The 21,625-nt window shown below is 69.1% G+C and carries 13 protein-coding genes and 6 pseudogenes; 9 read left to right on the forward strand and 10 right to left on the reverse strand.

Annotation, left to right across the window (positions count from 1 at the left end; translation table 11 throughout):
• The first annotated feature begins 5 nt into the window (after positions 1–5).
• The 4 genes and pseudogenes from ACH4MY_RS04190 (at position 6) to ACH4MY_RS04205 (ending at position 1,945) form a co-directional block, all read left to right on the forward strand.
• Entirely contained in the window at positions 6–233 is a 228-nt protein-coding gene (locus ACH4MY_RS04190; protein ID WP_397997159.1) for a hypothetical protein, read from the forward strand.
• Positions 234–931: 698 nt separating this feature from the next.
• Positions 932–1,081, forward strand: a complete 150-nt coding sequence (locus ACH4MY_RS04195; RefSeq protein ID WP_397997161.1) for a hypothetical protein — start codon at positions 932–934, stop codon at positions 1,079–1,081.
• Positions 1,078–1,410, forward strand: a pseudogene (locus ACH4MY_RS04200) (ArsR/SmtB family transcription factor); the annotation flags it as partial. The gene ACH4MY_RS04195 and the pseudogene ACH4MY_RS04200, both read left to right, overlap by 4 nt.
• A 52-nt stretch (positions 1,411–1,462) precedes the next feature.
• On the forward strand, positions 1,463–1,945 hold the full coding sequence (locus tag ACH4MY_RS04205) for a hypothetical protein (protein WP_397997445.1): 483 nt from the start codon (positions 1,463–1,465) through the stop codon (positions 1,943–1,945).
• Between the two features lie 642 nt (positions 1,946–2,587).
• Here ACH4MY_RS04205 and ACH4MY_RS04210 read toward each other — a convergent pair.
• Positions 2,588–3,034 (reverse strand): transposase, encoded by a 447-nt coding sequence (locus ACH4MY_RS04210; protein WP_397997164.1) that lies wholly within the window; start codon positions 3,032–3,034, stop codon positions 2,588–2,590.
• Positions 3,031–4,197 (reverse strand): ISL3 family transposase, encoded by a 1,167-nt coding sequence (locus ACH4MY_RS04215; RefSeq protein ID WP_397997167.1) that lies wholly within the window; start codon positions 4,195–4,197, stop codon positions 3,031–3,033. Before ACH4MY_RS04215 ends, ACH4MY_RS04210 begins: the two co-directional genes overlap by 4 nt.
• A 206-nt stretch (positions 4,198–4,403) precedes the next feature.
• On the opposite strand from ACH4MY_RS04215, the pseudogene ACH4MY_RS04220 reads away from it, so the two are divergent.
• Positions 4,404–4,589, forward strand: a pseudogene (locus ACH4MY_RS04220) (CorA family divalent cation transporter); the annotation flags it as partial.
• A gap of 454 nt (positions 4,590–5,043) precedes the next feature.
• Here ACH4MY_RS04220 and ACH4MY_RS04225 read toward each other — a convergent pair.
• The 3 genes and pseudogenes from ACH4MY_RS04225 to ACH4MY_RS04235 all read right to left on the reverse strand — a co-directional run.
• Entirely contained in the window at positions 5,044–5,397 is a 354-nt protein-coding gene (locus ACH4MY_RS04225; RefSeq protein WP_397997425.1) for a hypothetical protein, read from the reverse strand.
• 44 nt (positions 5,398–5,441) lie between these two features.
• Positions 5,442–5,543: pseudogene (locus ACH4MY_RS04230) on the reverse strand (hypothetical protein); the annotation flags it as partial.
• A 52-nt stretch (positions 5,544–5,595) separates the two neighbouring features.
• Positions 5,596–6,962 (reverse strand): annotated as a pseudogene (locus ACH4MY_RS04235) (IS1182 family transposase); the annotation flags it as partial.
• Between the two features lie 325 nt (positions 6,963–7,287).
• On the opposite strand from ACH4MY_RS04235, the pseudogene ACH4MY_RS04240 reads away from it, so the two are divergent.
• A pseudogene (locus ACH4MY_RS04240) lies at positions 7,288–8,041 on the forward strand (transposase family protein).
• 156 nt (positions 8,042–8,197) lie between these two features.
• Here the strand turns inward: ACH4MY_RS04240 and ACH4MY_RS04245 are convergent.
• Both ACH4MY_RS04245 and ACH4MY_RS04250 read right to left on the reverse strand, forming a co-directional pair.
• Positions 8,198–8,587, reverse strand: a complete 390-nt coding sequence (locus tag ACH4MY_RS04245; protein WP_397997170.1) for a hypothetical protein — start codon at positions 8,585–8,587, stop codon at positions 8,198–8,200.
• Positions 8,587–12,141 (reverse strand): ALF repeat-containing protein, encoded by a 3,555-nt coding sequence (locus ACH4MY_RS04250; protein ID WP_397997173.1) that lies wholly within the window; start codon positions 12,139–12,141, stop codon positions 8,587–8,589. The genes ACH4MY_RS04245 and ACH4MY_RS04250 overlap by 1 nt, the downstream gene beginning before the upstream one ends.
• Before the next feature lie 720 nt (positions 12,142–12,861).
• On the opposite strand from ACH4MY_RS04250, the gene ACH4MY_RS04255 reads away from it, so the two are divergent.
• The 3 genes and pseudogenes from ACH4MY_RS04255 to ACH4MY_RS04265 form a co-directional block, all read left to right on the forward strand.
• The gene (locus ACH4MY_RS04255) at positions 12,862–13,359 is read left to right on the forward strand and encodes a hypothetical protein (RefSeq protein ID WP_397997176.1); all 498 of its coding nucleotides are present in this window, start codon (positions 12,862–12,864) and stop codon (positions 13,357–13,359) included.
• Positions 13,360–13,411: 52 nt separating this feature from the next.
• Positions 13,412–15,616 (forward strand): trypsin-like serine protease, encoded by a 2,205-nt coding sequence (locus tag ACH4MY_RS04260; RefSeq protein WP_397997179.1) that lies wholly within the window; start codon positions 13,412–13,414, stop codon positions 15,614–15,616.
• A gap of 266 nt (positions 15,617–15,882) precedes the next feature.
• Positions 15,883–16,122: pseudogene (locus tag ACH4MY_RS04265) on the forward strand (transposase family protein); the annotation flags it as partial.
• Here ACH4MY_RS04265 and ACH4MY_RS04270 read toward each other — a convergent pair.
• The 3 genes from ACH4MY_RS04270 to ACH4MY_RS04280 all read right to left on the reverse strand — a co-directional run bounded on the left by ACH4MY_RS04270 (position 16,103) and on the right by ACH4MY_RS04280 (position 21,380).
• The gene (locus ACH4MY_RS04270) at positions 16,103–17,563 is read right to left on the reverse strand and encodes a hypothetical protein (protein WP_397997181.1); all 1,461 of its coding nucleotides are present in this window, start codon (positions 17,561–17,563) and stop codon (positions 16,103–16,105) included. The pseudogene ACH4MY_RS04265 and the gene ACH4MY_RS04270 overlap by 20 nt on opposite strands.
• A 196-nt stretch (positions 17,564–17,759) precedes the next feature.
• Positions 17,760–19,997, reverse strand: a complete 2,238-nt coding sequence (locus ACH4MY_RS04275; protein ID WP_397997184.1) for an FG-GAP repeat domain-containing protein — start codon at positions 19,995–19,997, stop codon at positions 17,760–17,762.
• Between the two features lie 246 nt (positions 19,998–20,243).
• Positions 20,244–21,380, reverse strand: coding sequence for a hypothetical protein (locus ACH4MY_RS04280; protein WP_397997187.1), 1,137 nt, complete (start codon positions 21,378–21,380; stop codon positions 20,244–20,246).
• Between the last annotated feature and the right edge of the window lie 245 nt (positions 21,381–21,625).

Genomic DNA, 21,625 nt, shown 5'->3' on the forward strand with positions numbered 1-21,625 from the left:
AGGCCTTGGACGCACTCAGCCAGCGGCACACGCTCCCCTGTCTCCTCGGCACGCCGACCGCACCGGCCGGTGCCGCTGGTGAGTTGCTCATCCGCGGCGCACTCGGTCTGATCCGGGGAATGGGATACGTGTACTCGTTCACGTGGAAGAGGTACGGATACGTCTCGTATCACGACGACATCGAGCTGTGCGAGATCCTCGGCAACGCGACGGCCGGAGTCCCCCGCCGCTGACGCCCGTCGGTAGCAGGGTGCCGTGCTGACAGCTTGCGGGTGCACTGACGCTGGGCTGGTACGTGAATCCCGCAGGATTGCGCTGGCGACTCTTCTCGGATGTCCTCGCCGCCGGCGTGCCCCAACCGTGCCTCTACGAGCGGTGAACAGCGGTCACCACGGGTTTCACCACGTCGGCGATGAGCGTCATGGCAGCACTCGTTTTCGCAGGTCCACTCCGCCGCCGTCTCGCCCTCAGCACTTGAGACCCATCCCCGAGTGGAGGCCAGCTTGGGCGTGGTACTGACGACCGACTCCGTGCCGGATCAGGAGAAGGTGACGTACTGGAACGAGGTGATGAGCAGAACCTTGGTGCCGATGACGGTGTCCCCTCGGAGTACTGGTCCGTTCGACGGCAGGATCGCCACCCGCCGCATCGGGTATCTCCCGGTCTCAGGCGCGCCGACCGCTGGTGGGACGTGATCATTACGGTCTTTGAGCAGCTTTACGGCCCTCACTCAGCCCCTCTCCATCATGACCAACCCCAACAATGACCGCCTAGGTGCAACCTGAAGGTTGCACCTAGGCGGTCAAAGTGCAACCCTGGGGTTGCATCCGATGGTCACGGTGAAGGAGTCCCTCATGAGCGAGGACCGGATCGAACGCGAAACCCTGAACGCTGCACCCCTGGAGCGGGTCTGGTCACTGGTGGCACAGATTTGGCGTACCGCTGGACCAGCGCGTTCCCCGGAGAAGAGCTGCGCGAGGACAACAGCCCCCCGCGCAGTCAGAACCTGAAGGACCACACCGAAGGCTGGCCCCTGGAGCTCGACGCGCTCAAGACGCGCGCCGAACAGCCCTCCACGTGACAGAAGAACGTTCTGGAGCCGCCGAGGTCGTCGACAGCGTCCTCGGTGCGCTGGCCGACCCGACGCGACGTCAACTGCTGGACCTGCTCGCCGCACAGGGCGAGGCCACTGCCACGACGCTCGCCGAACAACTTCCCGTCTCGCGGCAAGCGGTGGTCAAGCACCTCGCCGTCCTGGACGCCGCCGGGCTGGTTTCCGGCGGCCGGGTCGGACGGGAGGTGCGGTATGCAGTGCGGCCCGCGGCGCTGGACACGACGGCACGGTGGATGGCCTCGCTCGCGGCCTACTGGGACCAGTGGTTGGCGAACATCAAACACGTCGCTGAGGCAGGCAGCGGAGCGGGATTCGAGTTCGACACGCCCCGAATGAAGGAAGCACGTCATGGATACGACGGTACTTCGCAGCGCCTACGCCACATTGCTCGATGCGGCGGCCATCCCCGACCTCGGCGACGCGGACGATGGAGGATGGAACGCCGACCAGATACTGGCCCATCTCCTCAGCGTCGACGCCTCGATCGCAGCGGTTGCTCTGGGCATCGTCGCCGGCTCGCGGCCCACCTTCGACAACCGGATCTCCCTCGACACCTGGAACCTTGACCGGATCATCACCGAGCACTCAGGGCGGGCGGACCTGATTGATCATGTCCGGAGCCAGGCCACCGTCCTCTGCGACATCGCCGATCAGCTCAACGAGCAAGCCGCCTCGGTTCTTGTGCCGACGCTCCTCCTGTCCCATGACGCACTCGTGCTCGACCAGCCGATTCCGCTGGCAAGCCTCCTCAATGGCCTAACCGAAGACCACGTGCCCGTGCATACGCAACAGCTCCTCGACCTTCGCGTCGCCGTCCCTGGGCAGGCCTGAAGGCGACGCCTGAGTCGAACATCGGGCGCCCCGGTCCCCGGTCTCCCCTCGAGGACCGACTGCGTGGACCGGGCCGCTCCGCCGCCGCACGACGCCCTGTAGGCACATGTCGACGCGTATGCCTGCCAGAAATACGCCGAGGTCGGGCGGTCGGCTCGCCGCCCGTACCGCGTCCCTGATCAGGTCGGCGACCCGGGTTCGGCTCTGCGGCAGGTTGCTGCGCGCCATGACCCTGCGCGGCAAGCGACAGCGGCTGCCTTCCTCACTCACGCCGACCTGCCGGTTTCGCTCTGGTTCTGGCTCAGTTTTCTTGAAGCGGTAACTGATCGTCACCGGGCAGATGTCTTCGAGGCAGCCCAGGTGCCGACCACTCCTCCCAGGGCCGGACCGGCCCATACTGCGATGGCGGCGGGGAGGGAGAGCGAGAGGTCCCAAGTGGTCAAGGCGGTGATCAGAACACCCAGCCACAGTATTTGCAGCACCGCAGCGGTAGTCACCTTGCGCCGTGTACTCCACTCACGCATTGCCGACGTCAGTCGCATCCGTTCCCCTCCCCATGTCTGTCTGCACTTCGGCACGCATCCTGGCACTCGCACGACATCCACGGCCAGAACTGGATGGTCGTGATGCTCGGCCAGGTTGTTATGCGAGGAGGACCCGCTTGCGGAGGAGCGCGAAGCCGGCGCGGCCGAACATCTGGCGTTTGAGCATCTTGATCCGGTTGACGTGTCCTTCGACCACGCCTGAGTTCCAGGGCAGAGTGAGGCCAGCAATCACGGCTTCGCGGTCGCGGTCAATGCCCGCGGCGAGAGTGTGGAGGCTGGGAAGGTCGTCCTGGCGAACGGCGTCGAGCCATTCGGGGAGTCGTTGGCCTTGGCGCTCGGCGAGCATCTGGGCGAAGGACCGGACGTGGCCGGTGAGGGCGTCGAGCTCGGGGCAGTTGGCCAGCACCGCCTTGAGCCGAAGCTGCTCGACCTCCGTAAGCGTTTCCGGGCGCCTGAGAATCCATCTGGCCACCTGGCGGGGTGCCGGGGGCTGCGCGGTGACCGGCCGGGGCGACGTGCGCTTCTTCCTGATATAGGCGCTCACGATGCCGTAGCTGCCCTTGTAACCAAGCGGGACGATCTCCTCCCAGAGTTTCCAGGGTTGGTGCAGCCCTCGTTCCAGCGTTCGTCGAGGTAGGGCTTGTACTCGTCCAGCACGGAGGCTCGGTTGAACTGGTACTGACCGGTGAAGAGATCTTCCGGCCTGGCCGCGTCGGCAAGGCTCTTGACGGTGCGGTGTGTCATGTGGAGTTGACGGCCGATGGAACGGCGGCTGTGGCCGGCTTCCAGCATCGCGTGGACCGTGGCGTGTCTGGATCGGATGCGGTTGGCGAACCGGTCGCTCTTCCATGGCGAGGCCGGGTCCACCACCGAGGGTGTGGACCCGGCGGATCCTTCCTCGACCGGTTCCGGGACCAGGACGCGCAAGCACTGGCGATGGCGGGCGACAGCTCGCTCGGCGGCCTCGGTGAGGTTGTGCCACAGATGCCACCGGTCAGCGACCTGAACCGCCTGGGGTGCCCCGGCCGAAGCGCCTTCGGCGAAGAACGGAGCCCGGTCCCGGCAGACCACCTCGATGCCTGGCCGCTCCGCCAGCCACTCGGCCAGGCTGGACGCCTCCCGGTCAGGCAGAAGGTCCACCGGCCGGCGGGTCTCGCAGTCGACCAGCACGGTGCCGTAGACGTGGCCTTTCCGCGTGGCGTACTCATCGACGCCGACCACCCGCGGTGCCGGCACGTCCGGCTCAGGCAGTACCGCGACGAGCCGCAGCACTGTGCTGCGGCTGACGGACACGCCGAACACGCCCGCCATCCGGGAGCCGGCTCGGCCTGCGAGAGCGAGGCCCACCAGGGCCAGGGTCGATCGCAGCCGTTCGGTCCACCGGCTGTATCTCCTGGTCAGGCCCGGCATCTGCTCGGCGAAAGTTCGCCGTCCGCATGCGGCATCTGAACAGAAGAACCTGCGGACGCGCAGGCACAGAACGACCCGCCTTCCCGCGCTGGGCACATCGGCGGGAAACCGCAGGTAGGAGCTGTGTATCCGGCTCGAAGAGCACCCACAGCTCGGACATACCGCCTCGGCCGTCGTGCTGCGGGCCTCGACGCGTACCACCTCGTCGCACACGTCCACCGACAGCACCGACAGCACCGACACGTCCGCAACCGACGGGAACAACAGAGCTTCCAGCCGGAGCAATCCCTCTTCCACGACCTCGAACTGTCGGCCACCTCAGTATCGGCCCTGATCGTTTTCAGGCAACTTTCCAGAAGCTGCCGCAGACGTCAGCCGTCACTCAACGTATGCGCTTCACGGAAACTGAGCCAGAACCTTCGCTCTCCAACGGCATGCGGGCGCCGCAGGTCAGCACGACTCATACAGATGTTTGCGCAGGTCGGCTCATTGAAGGCGACGGCTTCAAGAAGATCTCCGCCTGGGCCGCCATCCTCTTCGCACCCACACTCGTGGGAACTATTTACGGCATGAACTTCGAGCAGATGCCTGAGCTCAGTTGGGGCCTCGGATATCCCTTCGCGATCGGCTTGCTGGGGGTGGTCTGCGTGAGTTTGTGCGCTATTTTCAAGCGTCGAGACTGGCTGTAGCAGGCGCCCGGCCCTACACGCACAGCACACGCGGTTTGCTTCTGCACCTCCTGCGCGAACCGCCCAATTCGGGCTCTGGGGAGAAGTGATGCGGGTGATCTCGTCTACCTGCCTCCGGAAAGGCCCTGACCAGGACTTTTGCCCTCCTGTAAGCGCTGGGGAGAATCCGGGGAGAAATCAGCCGGCGACGCAGCTCCTTCGTCTGCGGATTCGGTCCGTGTCCTCTTCCCTGCTCGGCATCTCGCCAGTAGCTCCGCCTCCTGGCCGATCACGGACAGTGACACTGGCTTCAGGGCGGAGCAACACGTCAGTTCCTCAAGGGATCCCTCGGGCGCGGTTGCCGAGGACCTGGTGCGTACCGGGAGAAGTTCCGGCGCCGTCTGCCGCTGCCCGCCGGGTAGAAGTGCCTCCGGCGTCCTCATGGTGAAGCACGGATGAGCGACGTGACCCGCAGTCAGTGCCGCGCCGGTGCCGTAGGGCCGAGGTCGGGGTGGTCCCGCAGTTCGACGGTGAGGCCTGCGGCGGTGCCCGGGAGGTCCAGGACGAGGATCTCGTTGGTGCCCGCGCGCCACAGGGGCCCGGGGGCGTACAGCGTGTGCTGGGGCCCCTTCCTGGTCCACAGGCGGCCGAGGAGGAATCCGTTGAGCCAGACCAGGGTGCCGTGGCTGCCGGGACGGCGAGGAACGCGTCTGCAGGTTGCTGGAGTTGCACGTCGGCGCGGTGGAAGACCGGGCCGGCCGCCGTCTCCGCGGCGGGGCTGGTGGGCAGAACCGTCAGGTCGTCCAGGGGCAGCACGCTGATGTCCCAGCCGAAGAGGTGCTGGTGGTCCAGGCGCACGCCGCCGATCAGGCCCTTTCGGTCGGCCAGGTGGGGGCCGTAGTTGACCCGGCCGAAGGGCTCGACGAAGATCTCCAGCTCGGCCCCGCCCTCAGGGACGGTCACCTGGAAGATCACTGAAAATCTTGTCCGAGGGGTCGCCTGGCGGTGGGCCGGGTGGCCCCTCGCGTTATGCGGTGGCAGGGGTGAGTGTCCAGGTGCCGTTGGTTGGGGTGAGTCCGAGGTTGATCAGGCGGCGGAGGTTGAGGTCGGCGGCGCGGTTGTGGAGCCAGGTGTTGTTCTTGATGACGCCTCGGTAGGGGACGCGGCGGTTGCCTTTGGCGACGAGCCAGGCGATGGCGCGTTCGACTGGCGGGCGCCAGCGGCGGTACTCGGCCTGCCAGTGGGGGTCGGTTGCGGCCTGGTCGCGGGCGGCTTTGAGCAGGTCGTATTGGGTGTGGACGCTGAAGACGCGGCCGGTTTTGGAGCGGGTGCAGCGGTCCTTGAGCGGGCAGGCGGCGCACAGTTTCTTGAACTGGGCCTGGCGTGCGCCGTTGGCCAGTCGTCGGCCGAGCGTGACGGCGTGTCCGGCGGGGCAGGTGACGTGGCCCTGTTCGGTGTCGACGGTGAACTCGTCGGCGGTGAAGCCGCCGGGGACGGCGGGTTTGAGCGGCGGGGGCTTCAGGACCAGGTCATGGCCCAGGTCCTGGAGGTGTTCGCGCAGGTCGCCGGTTCCGTAGGCGGCATCACCCAGGGCGGTGACCGGCAGGTCTTCGTCGGCGAGGAGGTCCCGGGCGACGGCTGCCGCGTGGTTGCCGGTCCCGCTGCCGACGGTCAGCGCGACCTCGGTGAACACTCCCGTCTCGGGCTCGAAGGCCACGTGCGCGCGGAACCCCTCCTCGTGGCGGTCCGGTTCTTGTGGATGTGACGGGCTTCGGGGTCGACGGTGGACACCGTACGGTCATAGACGGTGCGCCGGGCGATCTGCCAGCGCCCGTCGCGGCCGTCGCTGTCGGCGGCGGGTTCGACGTCCTGGCCCGCGACCAGGGCCAGCAGGCCGAGAGCGTTCGCCGCGGCTTCCCCGAGGTCCTGCTCGGGCAGGCGGCCCAGCAGGTTCAGTGCGTCGGTGACCAGGGCGTCGAGCAGGCGGGTGCGGGCCTGCTCGTCGTTCCACGCGATCTTCGGCTTGCCGGGGTCGGTGTAGTCGTGGGCGGTGCACCAGGTCGCGGCGGTCCGCTCGGCGTGGGGGACTTCGCGGATGACCCGGCGGATCGCGGCGATGAGCTGGGTGACGGTGTCCTGGGTGGCGACCGCGTCGTCGAGCACGGTGGAGTCCAGGGCCCGCCGCTGCCGGCCCTTGAGGACACCGGTGGCCGCGACGACCTCTCTGACCTTGCGGAACAGCCGGTTCGGGTCACTGGAGCGCAGGCGCCGACGGAAGTAGGCCAGAAGGGACGGATCGAACGCGGTGTCGTGCAAGCCGAGCCCGCAGGCGGCCTTCCACCGCAGGTCACAGCGCAGTTCCTGGACCGTCTCGAAGTCGGAGAGCCCGTGCAGCAGGACGCATGACCAACGAGGCCCCCGAGCAACGTCATTGAGACGTCAGACATCTCGATCAACAGCCCGGGGGCCTCGCTCGTTGCGCTTCACGGACCGTCACCCGATCGGTGGTCACATCGAAGAAGCTCAGTGATCACCGATGCAATGTGGGACCGGATCGAGCCGCTGATGCCGGCCGATCCGGGGGCCGGGCGGAGTCGCTGCCCGGGCCGCAGCAGGCAGCGGCGGGAGAGTCGGCTTGGTCAGCTCTGCAGCATGACGAAGCTCCTGGTAGACGGTGTCACGACCAAGATCCACCGTGCTGCGCAGGAGCTTCGCGTGCTTGTCCACCCGTAGGCGATCGATCTGTCCAACACGCACCTGCGTGTACCTCGCCCGCCAATTGACGCTGCACCGCGCGGAGATCGGCACCCGATGGCGGCGCCTCACGGCAGGACGGCCGGCCTTGCTCGCCCTGGCTCATCTGCGGTGCGGCGACACCTACGCGCAGCTCGCTGCCGGGTTCGGCATCGGGATCGCCACCGCCTATCGCTACATACGCGAGGCCATCGACATCCTGGCCGCGCAGGCGCCCAGCCCCGCCAGCGCCGTACAGGCCGCGCGCGGTCTGGCGTTCGTGATCCTGGACGGCACGCTGCTGCCGATCGACCGCGTCGCCGCCGACCCGCCCGTACTGCTCCGGGAAGCACAAGCGTCACGGCATGAACGTCCAGGTCCTCACCGACCCGCACGGCAGGCTGCTGTGGGCCTCACCCGCGCTGCCCGGCTCCACCCACGACCTCGCCGCCGCCCGGACGCACGGCATCGTCGACGCCCTTGCCGATGCCGACATCAAGTGCCGGGCGGACAAGTCCTATCAGGGTGCCGGCCGGTGTGTTCGCGTCCCGTTCCGGGGCCGTCGGCTCAAGCGACGGCAGCGTCGGCACAACACCACCCACGCCAAGATCTGCTGTGCCGGCGACCAGGCCATGGCCACGCTCAAGTGCTGGCGTCCACTGCGGAAACTCTGCTGCTGTCCTGACCGCACCACCAGCATCGTGAAGGCCGTCGTCGTCCTTCACCACGCATCAGCGTGAGGTTGGAAAAGGCTCAGGGCCTCCTGGAACAGCTCTTGGCTTCAACAACCACTGAGCTACCGAGAGGCCCTGCCTTCATGCGCGCACCACCGGAAGATCACCCGGCCAGGATCCCTGTTCGACCCATACGTTCCATGACCGGTTGAGACACGGCCCCTAAGTCTCAGTGCTCTTGGTGAGCACCAGGGACCACGCCCCATCCGGAGTGCTGAACGCTACCTTTCCTCCGCCGCGCGCGTAGAGCTGGACACCGGAGACCTCACCGATGCCACGCTCATCGATGTCCAGGTAGACGAAGTCGCTGCCGCTGCTGTCGACGAACTCCCATTGGCCGTGGAAATCGGCGGGGTCGGTGTGCGCGTCTGTCGACAGATGAGTGGCCGTGAATGTGCCGTTGGAATCAAGCCGGATCTCGCCGCCGGTCTCCTTGTTGCGGTACAGACCGGGCAGGTCTTCGGCGTCGGCCTGAGCCGTGCAGCCTGCGATGAGTACCGCGGAAGCGGCCAGGGCAGCGGCGAACCAACGTCCACTCGTCAGCTTGCCCACTACGGCCCCAGCGTCACGTTGAACTCGATGACCATGGTCATGGTCGACCCCGGCCCTGAGTCGCCGCTGACCCAGTCGATCAACCCGTTGATGGCCTTACCGGCGGTGTCCTTGTACCAGTCCTGGTATCCGATGACAGGCGGGCGGGTCGCGGACTCAATGCTCTGCGCGCTGAACGCCGTGTACCGCCACACCACGCTGCCGTCCGCGTTCTTCCGGATGGGGGTCATCCGGATCTGCTGTGAGCCCAGGAACGCGTACGCGAAGTTTCCGGTGTACCCGGTCAGGAGCCCGTCTCCTGGTTGCGTGGCATGGATGTCTCTGAGCCATTTCAGGCCCTGGAAGCCGGCGAGGCTGTAGTCGTACATGTACGTGTGACCCAGCTCGTAGTTCCCGGCCCGCACCCGATCAGCAAAGTAGCCGAGGGCCTCACTGGTCCAGGGATGCTCGCGGTAGAGCTTGGTGAACCCGTCGTCCGGGCCGAAACACTGGGAACGGTCGCCGCCCCCCGTGAGCCAGCTCCACCCCAGCTCAAACGGGTTATTGCCGTTTCCGGACGGGATGGGCTTGCCGAACGGCGTCAGACAGCTCTCGGCTCCGGCCGGAAGGCCGTTCCCGCCGCCGATGGGAACGGAAGCGTTGTCGATCGCCTTCTGGATCGCCTCACGCACCGCGGCCTGGGCAACAAGAATGTAGGCCTGGGTTGCGGCCTGCGCGGCGGCGACGGCGTCCTTGCCGGCTTCGAGTGCCTGCTTGCGGGCTAACGTTGCCGAGATCGCGGCGTCCGTGGCGTAGCGCGCGGCGATCTCAGCGGACCGCACGGCTCGCGTCGCGGCCTTGCGTGCCACGCTGCTCGCCTTGACTGCCGCGGCGGCCGCGTTGCTCGCGGTCTGGGCGGACTTCGCCGCTTCGGCCGCAGACGTCTCGGCGGCGTCGGCGTTGTCACGTGCTTCCTGCGCAGAGTTCTCCGCATCCGCGGCATAACCCTTGGCGAGGTCGGCCCACTCGAGCGCTTTGTCAGCGGCCTGGCGTGCGAGGGCGGCAGCCTCGGAGGCGCGGGCCGCGTCCTCCTGCGCATTCGCCGCGATCTTGGCCGCGCGTGCGATCGACGCACGGACCGCGCTGATGTGCGTGGCGCGATCGTGGTCGATCCGCGCGAGGTCGTACTGAGTGGTTGAGATGAACTGGCGGAGCATGAAGGTGTCGCCCTCGAGCGCGATCTGCGCCGCCGCCTTGGTGTAAGGGCCTCCGCTTGCGAGCAGTGCGGAAGCGGCCACCCGGTCATCCTCGCGTACGGCCGCCTCGCGGCCGACCCACAGGAAGGTGTGCAGGGCCTCGGCGGTCCCCGCGTCCAGTGCGGCCGATGCCTCGCTTCGCACCCTCGTGCCGCTGCTGGGGTCGGCCAGGATCCTGGCCACCTCGACCCGGTTGTCCTCAGCGCCCGCCTCGACCGCTCCGGTCTCCAGGAACGCCTTGATCTTGGCGTGGTCCTCGGTCTTCAGAGCCGCCGCGGCCGCCGTCGCCACGGCCTCCGTCGACGTCGCGGCGACCGCCCCGACGTTCTCGACGTTGTCCTGCTGCAGCGCGAGGACGCGGTCGGTCGAGATCCAGTTGACGACGTCCTGGTCCGAACCGGCCAGCGCGTACTCCGCTGCCTGACGGGTCCAGGTCCCCGAACCCTCCAAGAGGCGGACCGCCGCCTTGCGCCCGGCCGCCGCGGCCTGCTCGATGGTTCCGTTCTGCAGTGCTGATTCCGCAGAGCTGATGAGTGCCCGGAGCTCTTCGGAGAGGCGTGCTTCCTGGGTCCGCTCCCGGTTGAACCGTTCGAGCTCGTTCAACTCCGCACTCGCCGCGAGCCGTGCCTGCTCGATCGCCTCGCTGGTCTCCTCGGCCAGACTGTCGGCCTCGGCCTGGCGGGCCAGCGCTTCGACATCCCCCGCCTTGGCGACCGCGGCGGCGGCGGCGTTCGCCGCCTCGACAGCGGCGTCGGCAGCCAGCGTGGACCGGTTGGCGTAGTCGACCGCCTCACCGGCGTGGGCGGCCGCTTCCTTGGCCGCGGCCGCGGCCTTCTCGGCGTGATCGGCGGCGCTGTTGGCCGCGTCACGCGCCGTGCGGGCAGCGACGGCCGCCTGCCCGGCCAGGTTCCGCGCCCTGCCCGCCGCCGTGGTCGCCACGGCCGCGGCGGCATCCGCTTCGGCGGCGGCCTGCTTCGCGGCGGCGGCCTCGGACTTGGCTGCTCCGGAGGCCACGGCCGCGTCGGCCGCCGCGCCGGCGGCGGCGGCCGCGTTGACCGCCGAGTTGCGGGCGGCGTCGCCCGCCCGCACCGCCGCGTCGGAAGCCAAGGCCGCGAGGTCCGCCTTGGCGGCCACCGTGCGCACGAAGCTCACCAGCTTCAGGCACACGTCCGCCGCCGCGGTGGCCGCGCCCGCCATCGCCCTGTCCTTGGAAGCGGCGATCGCCGCACGGTACGCATTCGCCGCAGCGCGTCCCGCCGATGCCGCTGCCGCGGCAGCGGCATTGGCGGCAGCCACCGAACGCTGTGCGGCGGACTGTGCCGTCCGTGAGGCCGCCACCGCGGTCGACGCGGCCGCGGCCGCGCCCTTGGCCGCCTGCGCGGCCTTCCCCGCCGCCTTGGCCGAGCGTGCGACATCCTGCTCGGCGGCCAAGGCCTCGGCCTTGGCTTCCAGTGCCGAGGCTTTCGCCTTCTCGGAAGCCTTGACTGCCTGCTCGGACAGCTCGACAGCCTCATCGGTCTTCTGACCGGCGCGGCGTGCTTCCTTCTCCACGGTGTCGACCAACTGCTGGATCGTGGCCGATTCCTCGTCGCGTGCCCGGGCGATGTACTGACCCGTCTCCAGGAACCACCGGATGGCCCTGGCCGACCCGTCGTTCATGGCCCGACTCGCGTAGTCAGCCACCTGTGGTGACGCTGAGGCGAGGATGGTCATCACCTGCACACGGTCGTCCTCCTCCTGCGCGGTGAACCGCCCGTCACTGAGGAAGGCGCGCAACGCGAAGGGGGAATCGGCCGCCAGCGCGGCGGATGCATCACGCTTCACAGCCTTGGCACCGTGGGCCTGGACCGTACTCACGGCCACCCTGAGATCCTCGTCCACGGCAGTCTGGAAACCGCCCTGGAGGAGGGTCTCGACCGCTGCGTCCCCGCTGGACAACGCCGCACCGATGGCGTTGCGCGTCGCCAAGCCCGCTGTGGCCAGGGACTCCGCGAGCGCGAACCTGTTGTCCTCGGCCCAGGCCACGGGTGCCTTCTGAGCGAGGAACTCCGTTATGTCCGCGGCGGATCCCGCCAGCGCCGCAGACGCCGCGGTGCGGACGGCCCGGCGGCCCGATCGGTACGCCCAGACCACCTTGCCGCGATCGGTATCCGGAAGTCCAGATCCCTCGGGCACCACCGGCGTGCCACCCGAACCGCTCGCCGCGTACGCCGGGCGCGTCCCGAACATACCGGTGGACAGCACGCTGCCGGCCGCTACCCCGGTGAAAATGGCCAGCGTCTGACGCCTACTCAACACCCGCCGTGATTGCTGTGACATCACGACTCCTTTCCACTCTCACTGTGTCTATCCGACCCGCACTCGCCCCGATGGCGCGGCACGGTGCCGCCCGCCGCGTCGCCGAGACAGATGCGCAAATGGCGCGCAGATGCTGTCCGGGCGTCGAGGCAGCATGATCCCAACATCCATTCAGTTAAACGTCAATTGGCTGGCAATGCGAGGTGCAGCTCTACGGTTTGATCTGTGGCAATTGTTCCGTTTTCTCGGGGAATCCACTCCACCATTCATGATGGATCGCAAAGCGCGATCCATCCAGCAAATTGGAAGTTTCGACTCCAAACATCTCCCGATAGAATTTCCATTCGCGCGTCAAAGCCCACACGTCCGTGAAAGTCACGCCTCAAATTTTTCACAAGCCCTTCACGATCATCTCTACAACCTTCGTGCAACTGGCTGTTTCAGCGGGCGAATTCGCCAACCCTGCATAGCTGCTTCCGGTTTGCCCTGTTGGACATGTGGAGGGATTGAGCTCTTGAATGAGGCGCCGCAGAAAGCCGCTTCAGCTCGCCTGGATGAATTCGCACGCCTCGCCAGGTGGGCTGAAATGGCCTGCGCGGAAATATCTCGGCAGCCGTCATCCCGGCTGCATCCAGGGCTTGCTCGCATTTCCCTGAAACAGCGTAGAGGCACCCGGTCGGGACGCGTCGCTATGCATAGAAAAAGGGGATGAGGCACCTGATCTGTAAGAGGGAACTGCACATGAAACTCGTCACTCGCATCATTGCGACGGCATGTACCGCCGGCCTGGCGGCCGTTCTGTGGACGACTTCGTCGGCGGGCCAGCCGACGGGAGACACGGACTCCGTGGCCGACGCGGCACCCGGCTATGCCGTGGAGGACTACAACTACCCGAACGCGGACAAGATCCTCGCCGAGAAGAACATCGTCCTGAAGCGGGGCGACGGGCACATCGTGCTGGCCGACTGCGCCAGCGAGACTGGACTGCTCGAGGTCTGGGCCCGCAGCAAGGACAAGATCTGCTTCAAGGTCACGGGAAACAGCGGCTGGCTGACGCTTGAGATCCCCTCCGTGTACGCCGTCAGGGGCAGCGTCGACCAGAGCGCCCAGGTCGACATGACGGTCGGCACGGAGGAAAAGTCCTTCGACGTCGCCAAGAACACCTGGACCGCGGTCGGCGAGAGTGCCGACCCCGAGGGCCGCGACCACATGCTCGTCGAGATCCGCACCTCCAAGTAGGAACGTCAGACCGCCTGTTCACCCCTTGGATTCCGCAGCAAGGAAACAACTCATGCAGCACTCCCGAGGTCTCCGCCTGGCCACGCTCGGCGCAGCCCTGATAGCGGCTCCGCTGGCGCTGTGCGCCGCACCCGCCTCCGCAGTCACCGGCACGCCTGTCGCCGACTCCGACACCACCTACGCCTACACGGCCCAGATCACCGTCGGTCCGCACGACCGCGGCTGCTCCGCCGTCCTCGTGGACGCCGAATGGCTGCTGACCGCGGCGAGTTGCTTCGCCGCCGACCCGGCCGCTTCGCTCGCCGTCCCGGCCGGAGCCCCGCAGAAGAGCACCACCGCGATCATCGGCCGCTCTGATCTGTCCGGCACCCAGGGTGCCGAGCGGCGCGTGGTCGAACTTGTCCCGCGTACCGACCGCGATGTCGTCCTGGCCCGCCTCAACAGACCGGTCACAGGCGTCACTCCGGTGGCGCTCGCCACGTCCGCACTGGCAGCGGGTGAAGAGCTGAAGTTCGCCGGTTACGGCCGTAACAAGACCGAGTGGGCACCGCTCAAGCTGCACACCGCCGCCTACACCGTCGACTCGGCGGCCGCCACCTCCGCGACCGTCACCGGCAAGGACGGCGCGGCCGCCTGCATGGGCGACGCAGGTGGCCCCGTCGTACGCGCCGGCCAGCTCGTCGGCCTCAGCAGCCAGTCCTCGCAGGGGGGTTGCTACGGTATCGACCCCGCGCAGACCTCCACGGCCGGTGTCATCTCCCGTGTCGACGACCTCAAGTCCTGGATCGACGGCAAGGTCGGTGCCACCCGGATCGTGGACTTCAACGGTGACGGTCTCGAGGACATCGCGATCGCCGACCCGGGCGGCACGGTCGGCACCGACACCACCGCGGGTCTGGTGCGGATCGTGTACGGCGGGAGCAAGGGTGTCGCCGAGATCAACCAGGACCTCGACTGGGTGGCGGGGGGTGCCGAACAGGGTGACTGGTTCGGTGACTCCATGGACACCGTCGACTGGAACGAGGACGGCTACACCGACCTCGTCGTCGGCACCACCCTCGAGGACGTGGGCACCGCCGCCGACGCGGGCTTCTTCGACATCCTGTACGGCGCCCCGGGCGGTATGGGCACCGGCGCTCTGAAGAGCACCCACTTCGAGCAGGGTGCGGGTGACGGAGCAATCAAGGCCGCCACGCCCGAGGCGGGCGACCGGATGGGCGACAACATCGTGGCCGGCACCACCGCCGCGGGCGAGCCCTACATCGTGGTCTCGGCGCCCGGCGAGAAGGTGGGCACGATCGCCAAGGCCGGTGCGGCCTTCTACCTGCGTGGATCCGTCAACGTCGCGATCCACCAGGACAAGACCGACGTCCCCGGTGCGGCCGAGGCGAACGACGGCTTCAGCACGTCTTTGGCCGCCGACTCCAACCACATCGCGATCGGCGCACCCAATGAGGTCATCGGTGGCGACGCCGCCGCAGGCAACCTCGCGGTGTTCAGCCACACCCTGCACGCCGACGGTCACCCCAAGCCGCTGTTCGGCCTCGACCAGGACCTCGACAACGTCTCCGGCGGCGCCGAGGCGAACGACGACTTCGCCTGGTCGCTCTCCCTGACCGACTACCGCCCCTCGGGCTCGGCCACCGCCAACGAGTCGATCCTCGCGATAGGTTCGCCCGGTGAGGCCATGTCCACGGACGGCGGCGCCACGCAGAAGGCCGACGCGGGCCGTGTCGTGGTCGGCCGCGTGACCGCCGCGGGCGCGTGGAGCGAGACGCGTCAGCTGTGGCAGGGCACCGCTGACGACGACGTCTCCGGCACCGCCGAAGCCGGCGACCGCATGGGCGAGAGCCTGACCGCCGTCAACACCGCACCCCGTGCCGTGAGCACCGGCGCCACCATGCGCCTCGCCGTCGGCACCCCCGGTGAGGCCCTCGGTACCACCGACAACGCCGGCGCCATCCACACCTTCTCTCTGGTCGCAGCGGCCGGCACGAACGACCGCTGGATCGAGGCCGGAGACGGCGACGGCATCCCCGGCACCCCGGGCGCCAACCAGTACCTGGGCCGCAACATCCACTACACCGGCACCAAGCTCTACGTCGGCATGCCCTACGGACCCGGCCTCGGCGCCCTGTACGCCCTGCCCATGTCCAACACCATCATCGGCGGAACAGTCGCACCGGTGACCGCGTACAAGCCGGGCACCGGCGGCCTGCCCAACGTCGGCACCCGCTTCGGCGCGCAAGCCCGCTGATGTAGGCGTCCGCCGCTGGACAGCCAACCTGTAGGCGTCACACTGGCTGTCCAGCGGCCCCGCGAGGACGTGGGCCGGCAACGGCGCAACTGCCGACGGACGCAAGGTCGATTCCCCTTTTGCGGCCATCAGCGCGGGCATCGCGATCAATAAGGATCTTCAGCGTGGTCACCGATCGGGTGACGGCCGAAGGTGGATAGCAGGCGAGGCCTTCGGGCAGTGGTTCGAGTTGTCTGACGTCTCAACCGCTGCGCCCGGAGGTCTCGTTGGCCGTCTATCCTGCCGCACTCGACCTGCCGCATGCGCTTGTGGGGTGGGTCACGATGCTGATCGTCACCCGCGAGGGTGACCGCCGCTGCAAACTGCGGCCCTCACAACGCGCCATCATCACCCTGGTCTACCTGCGCGAGCACACGACCTACGCGAAGCTCGCCGCAGGGTTCCGCATCAGCGAAGGCACCGCCCACGCCCACGCACAGAGCGTGATCAAACTCCTTGCTTCGAGGCCGTGGCGAGGCCGAGTTCTTCCCTCAGCGTGGTGACGGTCCGGTCCCCGCCGATGGCCTCCAGGGCCTCCAGAGCCTCCAGGGCCGCTGCGGGAGCGGACGGAAGGAGAGCGACCACGGCGTCTTCGGCATCGACGTGGCGCAGTGCGCGGATGGCGTCGAGAAACGGCCTCGGCACGGGGGCCGAGGGAAGTATCCGTGTGATCGCGTCGCCGATCGGCAGCTCCCCCGTCCCCTGCTCGGCCAGGGCGACCAGCAGGGCGAGCCGCCGCGGCCAGCTCGGATCGCCGGCGTCCACGTCCACGCAGACGTCGGCGTCGGCGTCGGCGTCGGCGTCGACGTCCACCAGTACACGGAACATCACCTGCCGGCAGGTGAACAGGATCGTCGCGACCTCGTGGGACGGAAGGGAGTGATCGGCCAGCGCCAGGCCGATGAGGGAGGCGACGTGCGGACCGTCCGGGAAGTGCCCGCGCCGGTGGAGCCCGCGCAGGCAGGCCATCAGCGGCCCGCCGAACAGCAAGGGGTCGCGTGCGGCGACAGCCGTCAATGCGCCGATGTCACCGCGGTCCGCCAGGTCACCGAGCAGTTCCATCCCGCGCCTACGAAGATCCGGCGGGAGATCAGGATCGTCGACGACCTGCCGCAGCAGGCCACGGTGCCCGTGACGGGCGGCGGCCGTGATCGCGGCATCGGCCACCCCGGGCCTTGTGATCACCGCATCGGAAGAGAGAAAGGGGGCGAGGCGCCCCGGCGGCAGGGGTTCCAACGCCGCCCACGGCTCGCCGAGTTCCCCCAGTGCGGCGGCAACGGTGTCCGCGCTGTCGGCACCGAGCAGGCCGATCGCACACGCGCGCACCAGTGCGGGTGACAGGAGACCGGCGTGCGGTCCCTGCCGGGCCAGCCGCAGTGCCGCTGCCTGCAACACCGGATCACCGCTGTCCACCAGCTCGTTCACAAGTCGCTCGGGCCGGTGCGCGCAGGTGACGGTGATCTCCCGCACGGCCTGGTAGAGCAGTTCGCCCGGAGGCTCCTTCCGGATCACCGTCGGCTCGTTCAGGATCTCGGCGCGCAGCCAGGCGATCCGCACCCGGGCCGGCAGCTCGGCCGTACGCCACGACGGCCGGTGGAGCCCGCGGCGATACGGACCGAGTCGTTCATGGAGCCGCGCCAGGACGAGCGCCGCTTCCGGCGGGCCGTCCACCACGACCGGCAGCAGTCGCGCGAGCTCGGCCGTCTCCTTCTCGTCGCCCGGCCGACCCGCTGCGGCGCGCTCGTCCAGAAGGACCAGCCCCAGGTGCCGCAGGCGGGGATCCTCGTGCCGGACGAGGAGTTCGAAGACGGCCGGCGGGCAGAGCCGTGCGTCGAGACGGCCGGCCAGCCGGCGGACGTCGGCTCGACGCACCGCGTCGTGGAAGGACTTGTCCGGCGACGTGGTCATCGTCGGATGCTAACGGGGGCGTTCTCCGCCCCACCAGCGAGATTCGCCCGGTGGGGACCGGCGTCCCCACGCCCTCGCGTCCCCGCACCCCCGCGGCCCCGCGGCCCCGCGGCCACCCCTCCTCGTGCCGCTGCATCCCCGCTGCCCCGAGGGGGTGGATGTCCCCCACGGGGCCGCGGCGGGTGGCCGGGAGGGATCAGAAGAGGATGGCCGGGCCGGAGTACGGGGCGGGCACGTTGAGGACGACGGGCCGTGCGAAGGGGGCCTTCCAGTCGCCCGTGCCCTTGTAGTGGGTCAGCAGGCTCGTGTCCCCGGAGCGGATCTCGGCCAGCAGGTCGGGACGTCCGTCCCGGTCGATGTCGCCGACACCGACGAGCTGCTTGTACGCGTTCCAGCCGCCGCCGATCCGTGTCCGGGGCGCGAACGTGCCGTCGCCCTTGCCGAGGTACAACCACAGGACGCCGGAGCGGTCGCGGGCGAGGAGGTCGCCCGCCTTGGCACCGCCCAGGTTGCCGGCCGCGACGATGGTGTCGTACACGCCCCAGCCGCCGCCGATCCGCTTGCGGGCGGCGAAGGGGGAGGCGGCGGAGCCGGTCGCCCGGTACAGCCACAGCACGCCCGTCCTGTCGGTGGCGACGAGGTCGGGGCGCCCGTCGCCGGTCAGGTCGGAACCGGCGGCCAGCTTGTCGTAGATGCCCCAGCCGCCGCCGACGCGGGTCGGCTTGGCGAGGGAGTGGCCGGTGCCCGAGTAGAACCACAGGACGCCGCCCTTGTCCCGGGCGACGACGTCCGAGTACGGGGACGCGTCCAGGTTCCCGGGGGCCAGGAGCCGGTCGTACACGTGCCAGCCGGCGCCCCGGTCGGTCCGCTCCCAGTCCCGGTCCGGCACGGTGGTGAACTGCCGGGTGTCGTACGAGGCCAGGCGTCCGGCCGCGTCCCGCAGGAGCAGGTCGGGCGAGCCGCTGTCCGAGTAGTCGTGCTGGGCCGTGCCGCTCGCGACCTCCAGGGTGCCGGTCCGCTCGATCCGCTCGCCGACGTCGTTGAGCGGGGCGACGGTCATCTTCCACGTGTAGGCGCCGTTGTGGGCGGCGGTCCCGTAGGTGAAGGTGCCTTCCCAGTCGAAGACGGCCTCGGTGCTCGCCCCCAGGAGGTTCTGCTCGGCGGTCCAGCTCCGGCCCGACGCCTTGTGGGTCAGCCGCAGGCGCACCCACACGTCACCGCGCCCGAACCGCCACCGCAGCACCGCCTTGGCACCCGCCCGGGCAAAGCCGGCGGTGGCGGGCACCTGCTCGTTCACCATCGTGAGCGGCGTGGTCACGCCGTTGGTCGCCACCACGGCGACGGTGGGTCGTCCGTCGGCTCCGGCGACGATCCTGTACACACCCTTGCGGTGCTCCGGCGTGGTGCCCTGCGCCAGCAGGCCGTCTCCTGTCCCGTACGCGTCCCGCACTCCGTCGAGGAGAGGGCCGGTGGTCGTGCCGTCCTTGAGGGAGACGGCCGAGAGCTCCTCCTCGCTCACTCCGTACGTGACCCAGTCCCCCAGCAGCGAGACGGATACGTAGCGGCCCACGGGCTCGAAGGTCGTGAGCCGCGTGGACTCCGCCGCACCCCGACGGGCCGTCACCAGGGTCACGTCGCCCTCGGGGTTCGTCTCCGCCCACGCCAGGTGCGTGTCGGTGACCGAGACGCCGGAGTTGGGGTAGAAGCGGGGCACGGCCCGGTCCTCGACGACCTTCGCCCCGGCGAGGTCCACGACGGCCAGGTGCTCGCCGGTGGTACCGCCGGCCGTGCCCCGGTACTGGACGACGAGGACCCCGGAAGGGGAGTACTCCACCCTCGCGATGTCCGCGTCGGCGGGAAGGCCTGTCACCGCGCGGTGCACGGTCCTGTCCGCGGGCCGGGAGACGAGGTGGAGGCTGTGGCGGCCGGGGCCGTCGTACCTCCGCATCACGAGCGTGTCCCCCGCGAGTTGCCAGAGGTCCGCACTCGGGCCGACGGGGGTGGTGTCGATGTCGACGGACCCGCCGCCCGCCATGTCCATGAGCCGGTAGGTGCGTCCCCGCGTCCGCACCGCGACGAGGTCGCCGCCGACGGAGACCGTGGGGCTGTCGCCAGCCACGCCCTGGGGCAGGGTGGTCGTGGCCCCGTCCTCGAACCGGGTCCAGCGGAAGGTGGTGTCCGTGCGGTCGCTGACGTAGGTGAGGAAGCCGGTCGCCCCCGCGCCGAGCAGATGCGCGTTGACATCGATGGCGAAGGGACCCGCCTGCTCCTCCGACGCGGTGGCGGTGGCGGTCCGCGGCGCCGCGAGGGCGGGGGCGGACGTCATCGCGGTTCCGGCCGTCACGGCGAGGGTGACGGCAACGGCGACGGCGAGTCGTCGACCGGCGCGGCCTCGACCGGCGAGACGTCGTCCGGCGGGGCTGAGGTGGTTCAAGGGGATTCCTCCCGGATGCTGTGGTCGTGGCGTCCAGGCGCCACGACCACAGGACTCGCGGGAGCTGTTCAGGGTTGTACGAGGGTTCGAAAGCCGGAGCAAGTCCGTCAGGTCCGGATCGGGGCGGTGTGCAGGAAGGTCGAACCCGCCGTACAGGAAGGTCGAACCCGCCGCGCGGAACGCCTTCCGCGCCCCACCTGTCGGGGCCGTGCCGGTGCGTCGGGCATCCGGGCGCGTGCCGGTGCCTCAGCTGTCGGCGCCGCTCCCCTCGTGCTTCTCGTGGACGGCGTAAGGGTGGACGTACCTGCCGGTGCCGGACGGCGTGAACCACGTGCGGAAGCCGAGCGGTGTGATGCCCATGCCGTTCAGGTCGGGGTCCTCGTCTATGCCGTCCTTCGAGTCGTCGTAGAGCCACTCGAAGTCCCTGTCCTCGTACACGCCGGTGCTGAAGCACTCCAGTGCCTCCGCGACCTCGCCGCTCAGCAGCCCGAAGAGGTCGAGCGTGGCGTGGGCCTCTTCGAGGAGCAGCTTCAGGACGAGCCCCTCCGCGAGGCAGCCGAGGTTCCGGAAGCCGCCGTCCGTGAACCGGGTGGTCAGGGCGATGACGGTGACCAGGAAGCGGCGGGCGAAGGCTTCGTCGTACCGCAGCGCGTAGCGGGGCGGCAGCCGGTCGAGGTGCCAGAGTTCGCCCGCGCACTCGGCGACGTTGGACTCCTCCTCGGCGAGAGTCCGGACATCGTCGTACAGCTCGTCGATGAGGACCTCGGAGGCGTACACCAGGGCGCCGGCGGCCAGTTCGGCGGCCCCGGCGCCGACGGGGTACGCCCGCTCGCCCTCCTCCGGCCCCTGGTCGCCCCCGCTGCCGAAGGAGGCGGGTGCGAAGGAGCTGAGCCGCGGGGCCAGAAGCCTGATCTGTGCCTCGTGGTCCTCCGGGATACCGCTGAACTCGGTGTCGGCCGGGACGGCGGCCTCGGCCTCGTGCCGAGCCCGCCTGACCTCGAGGTCGCTGGAGGGTGCCTCCGGCCCGTCGGCTCCCTCCAGGCTCTCCCGGGTGAGATCGAGGTGCAGTTTGACCTCGCTGCTCTCGACGACCCAGTCGGAGAGGAGCTCGGAGCGGTCCAGGACGTCTTCGGCGACGGAGCCGACGGCCTCCTCGGCGATCTCCAGGGACGGAGCGTGGACGAACACCTTGAGGATCGCCCCGCCCGGGTAGACGGCCACGATCGCCTCCAGGACGTCGACCTCGACTCCGTCGGGCCCTTCGATCCCCTCCACCGCGTCGAACCCGCGCTCCAGGAGCACGGACGCGCCGACCTGCTGCAGCGCCTCCAGCTCGTCCGAACCATCGGGTACGCGCGTCTCCACCGTTACGACGTATCTCACGGCGGCAAGCGTGCCAGGTTCGGGCCGCTCGCCGGGGAGAATCCGGGGAGAACGGGCGCCCACGCACCCGCGGCCCCGCGCACACACGCGTGCGCACCCTCGTACGCGCGCATACCCACGCGCCCGCGACTCCGCGTACCGGAGCACACACACTCACCCCGAGGAATCCTCCGTCCTCGGGGTGCGCGGCTGTTCGCTCCACTCCGGCCTCGGGGGCGCGGAGCGGGCGTTACGGCGTGTGGTGC

The organism is Streptomyces sp. NPDC017246, assembly GCF_044331325.1.
GTDB lineage: Bacteria > Actinomycetota > Actinomycetes > Streptomycetales > Streptomycetaceae > Streptomyces.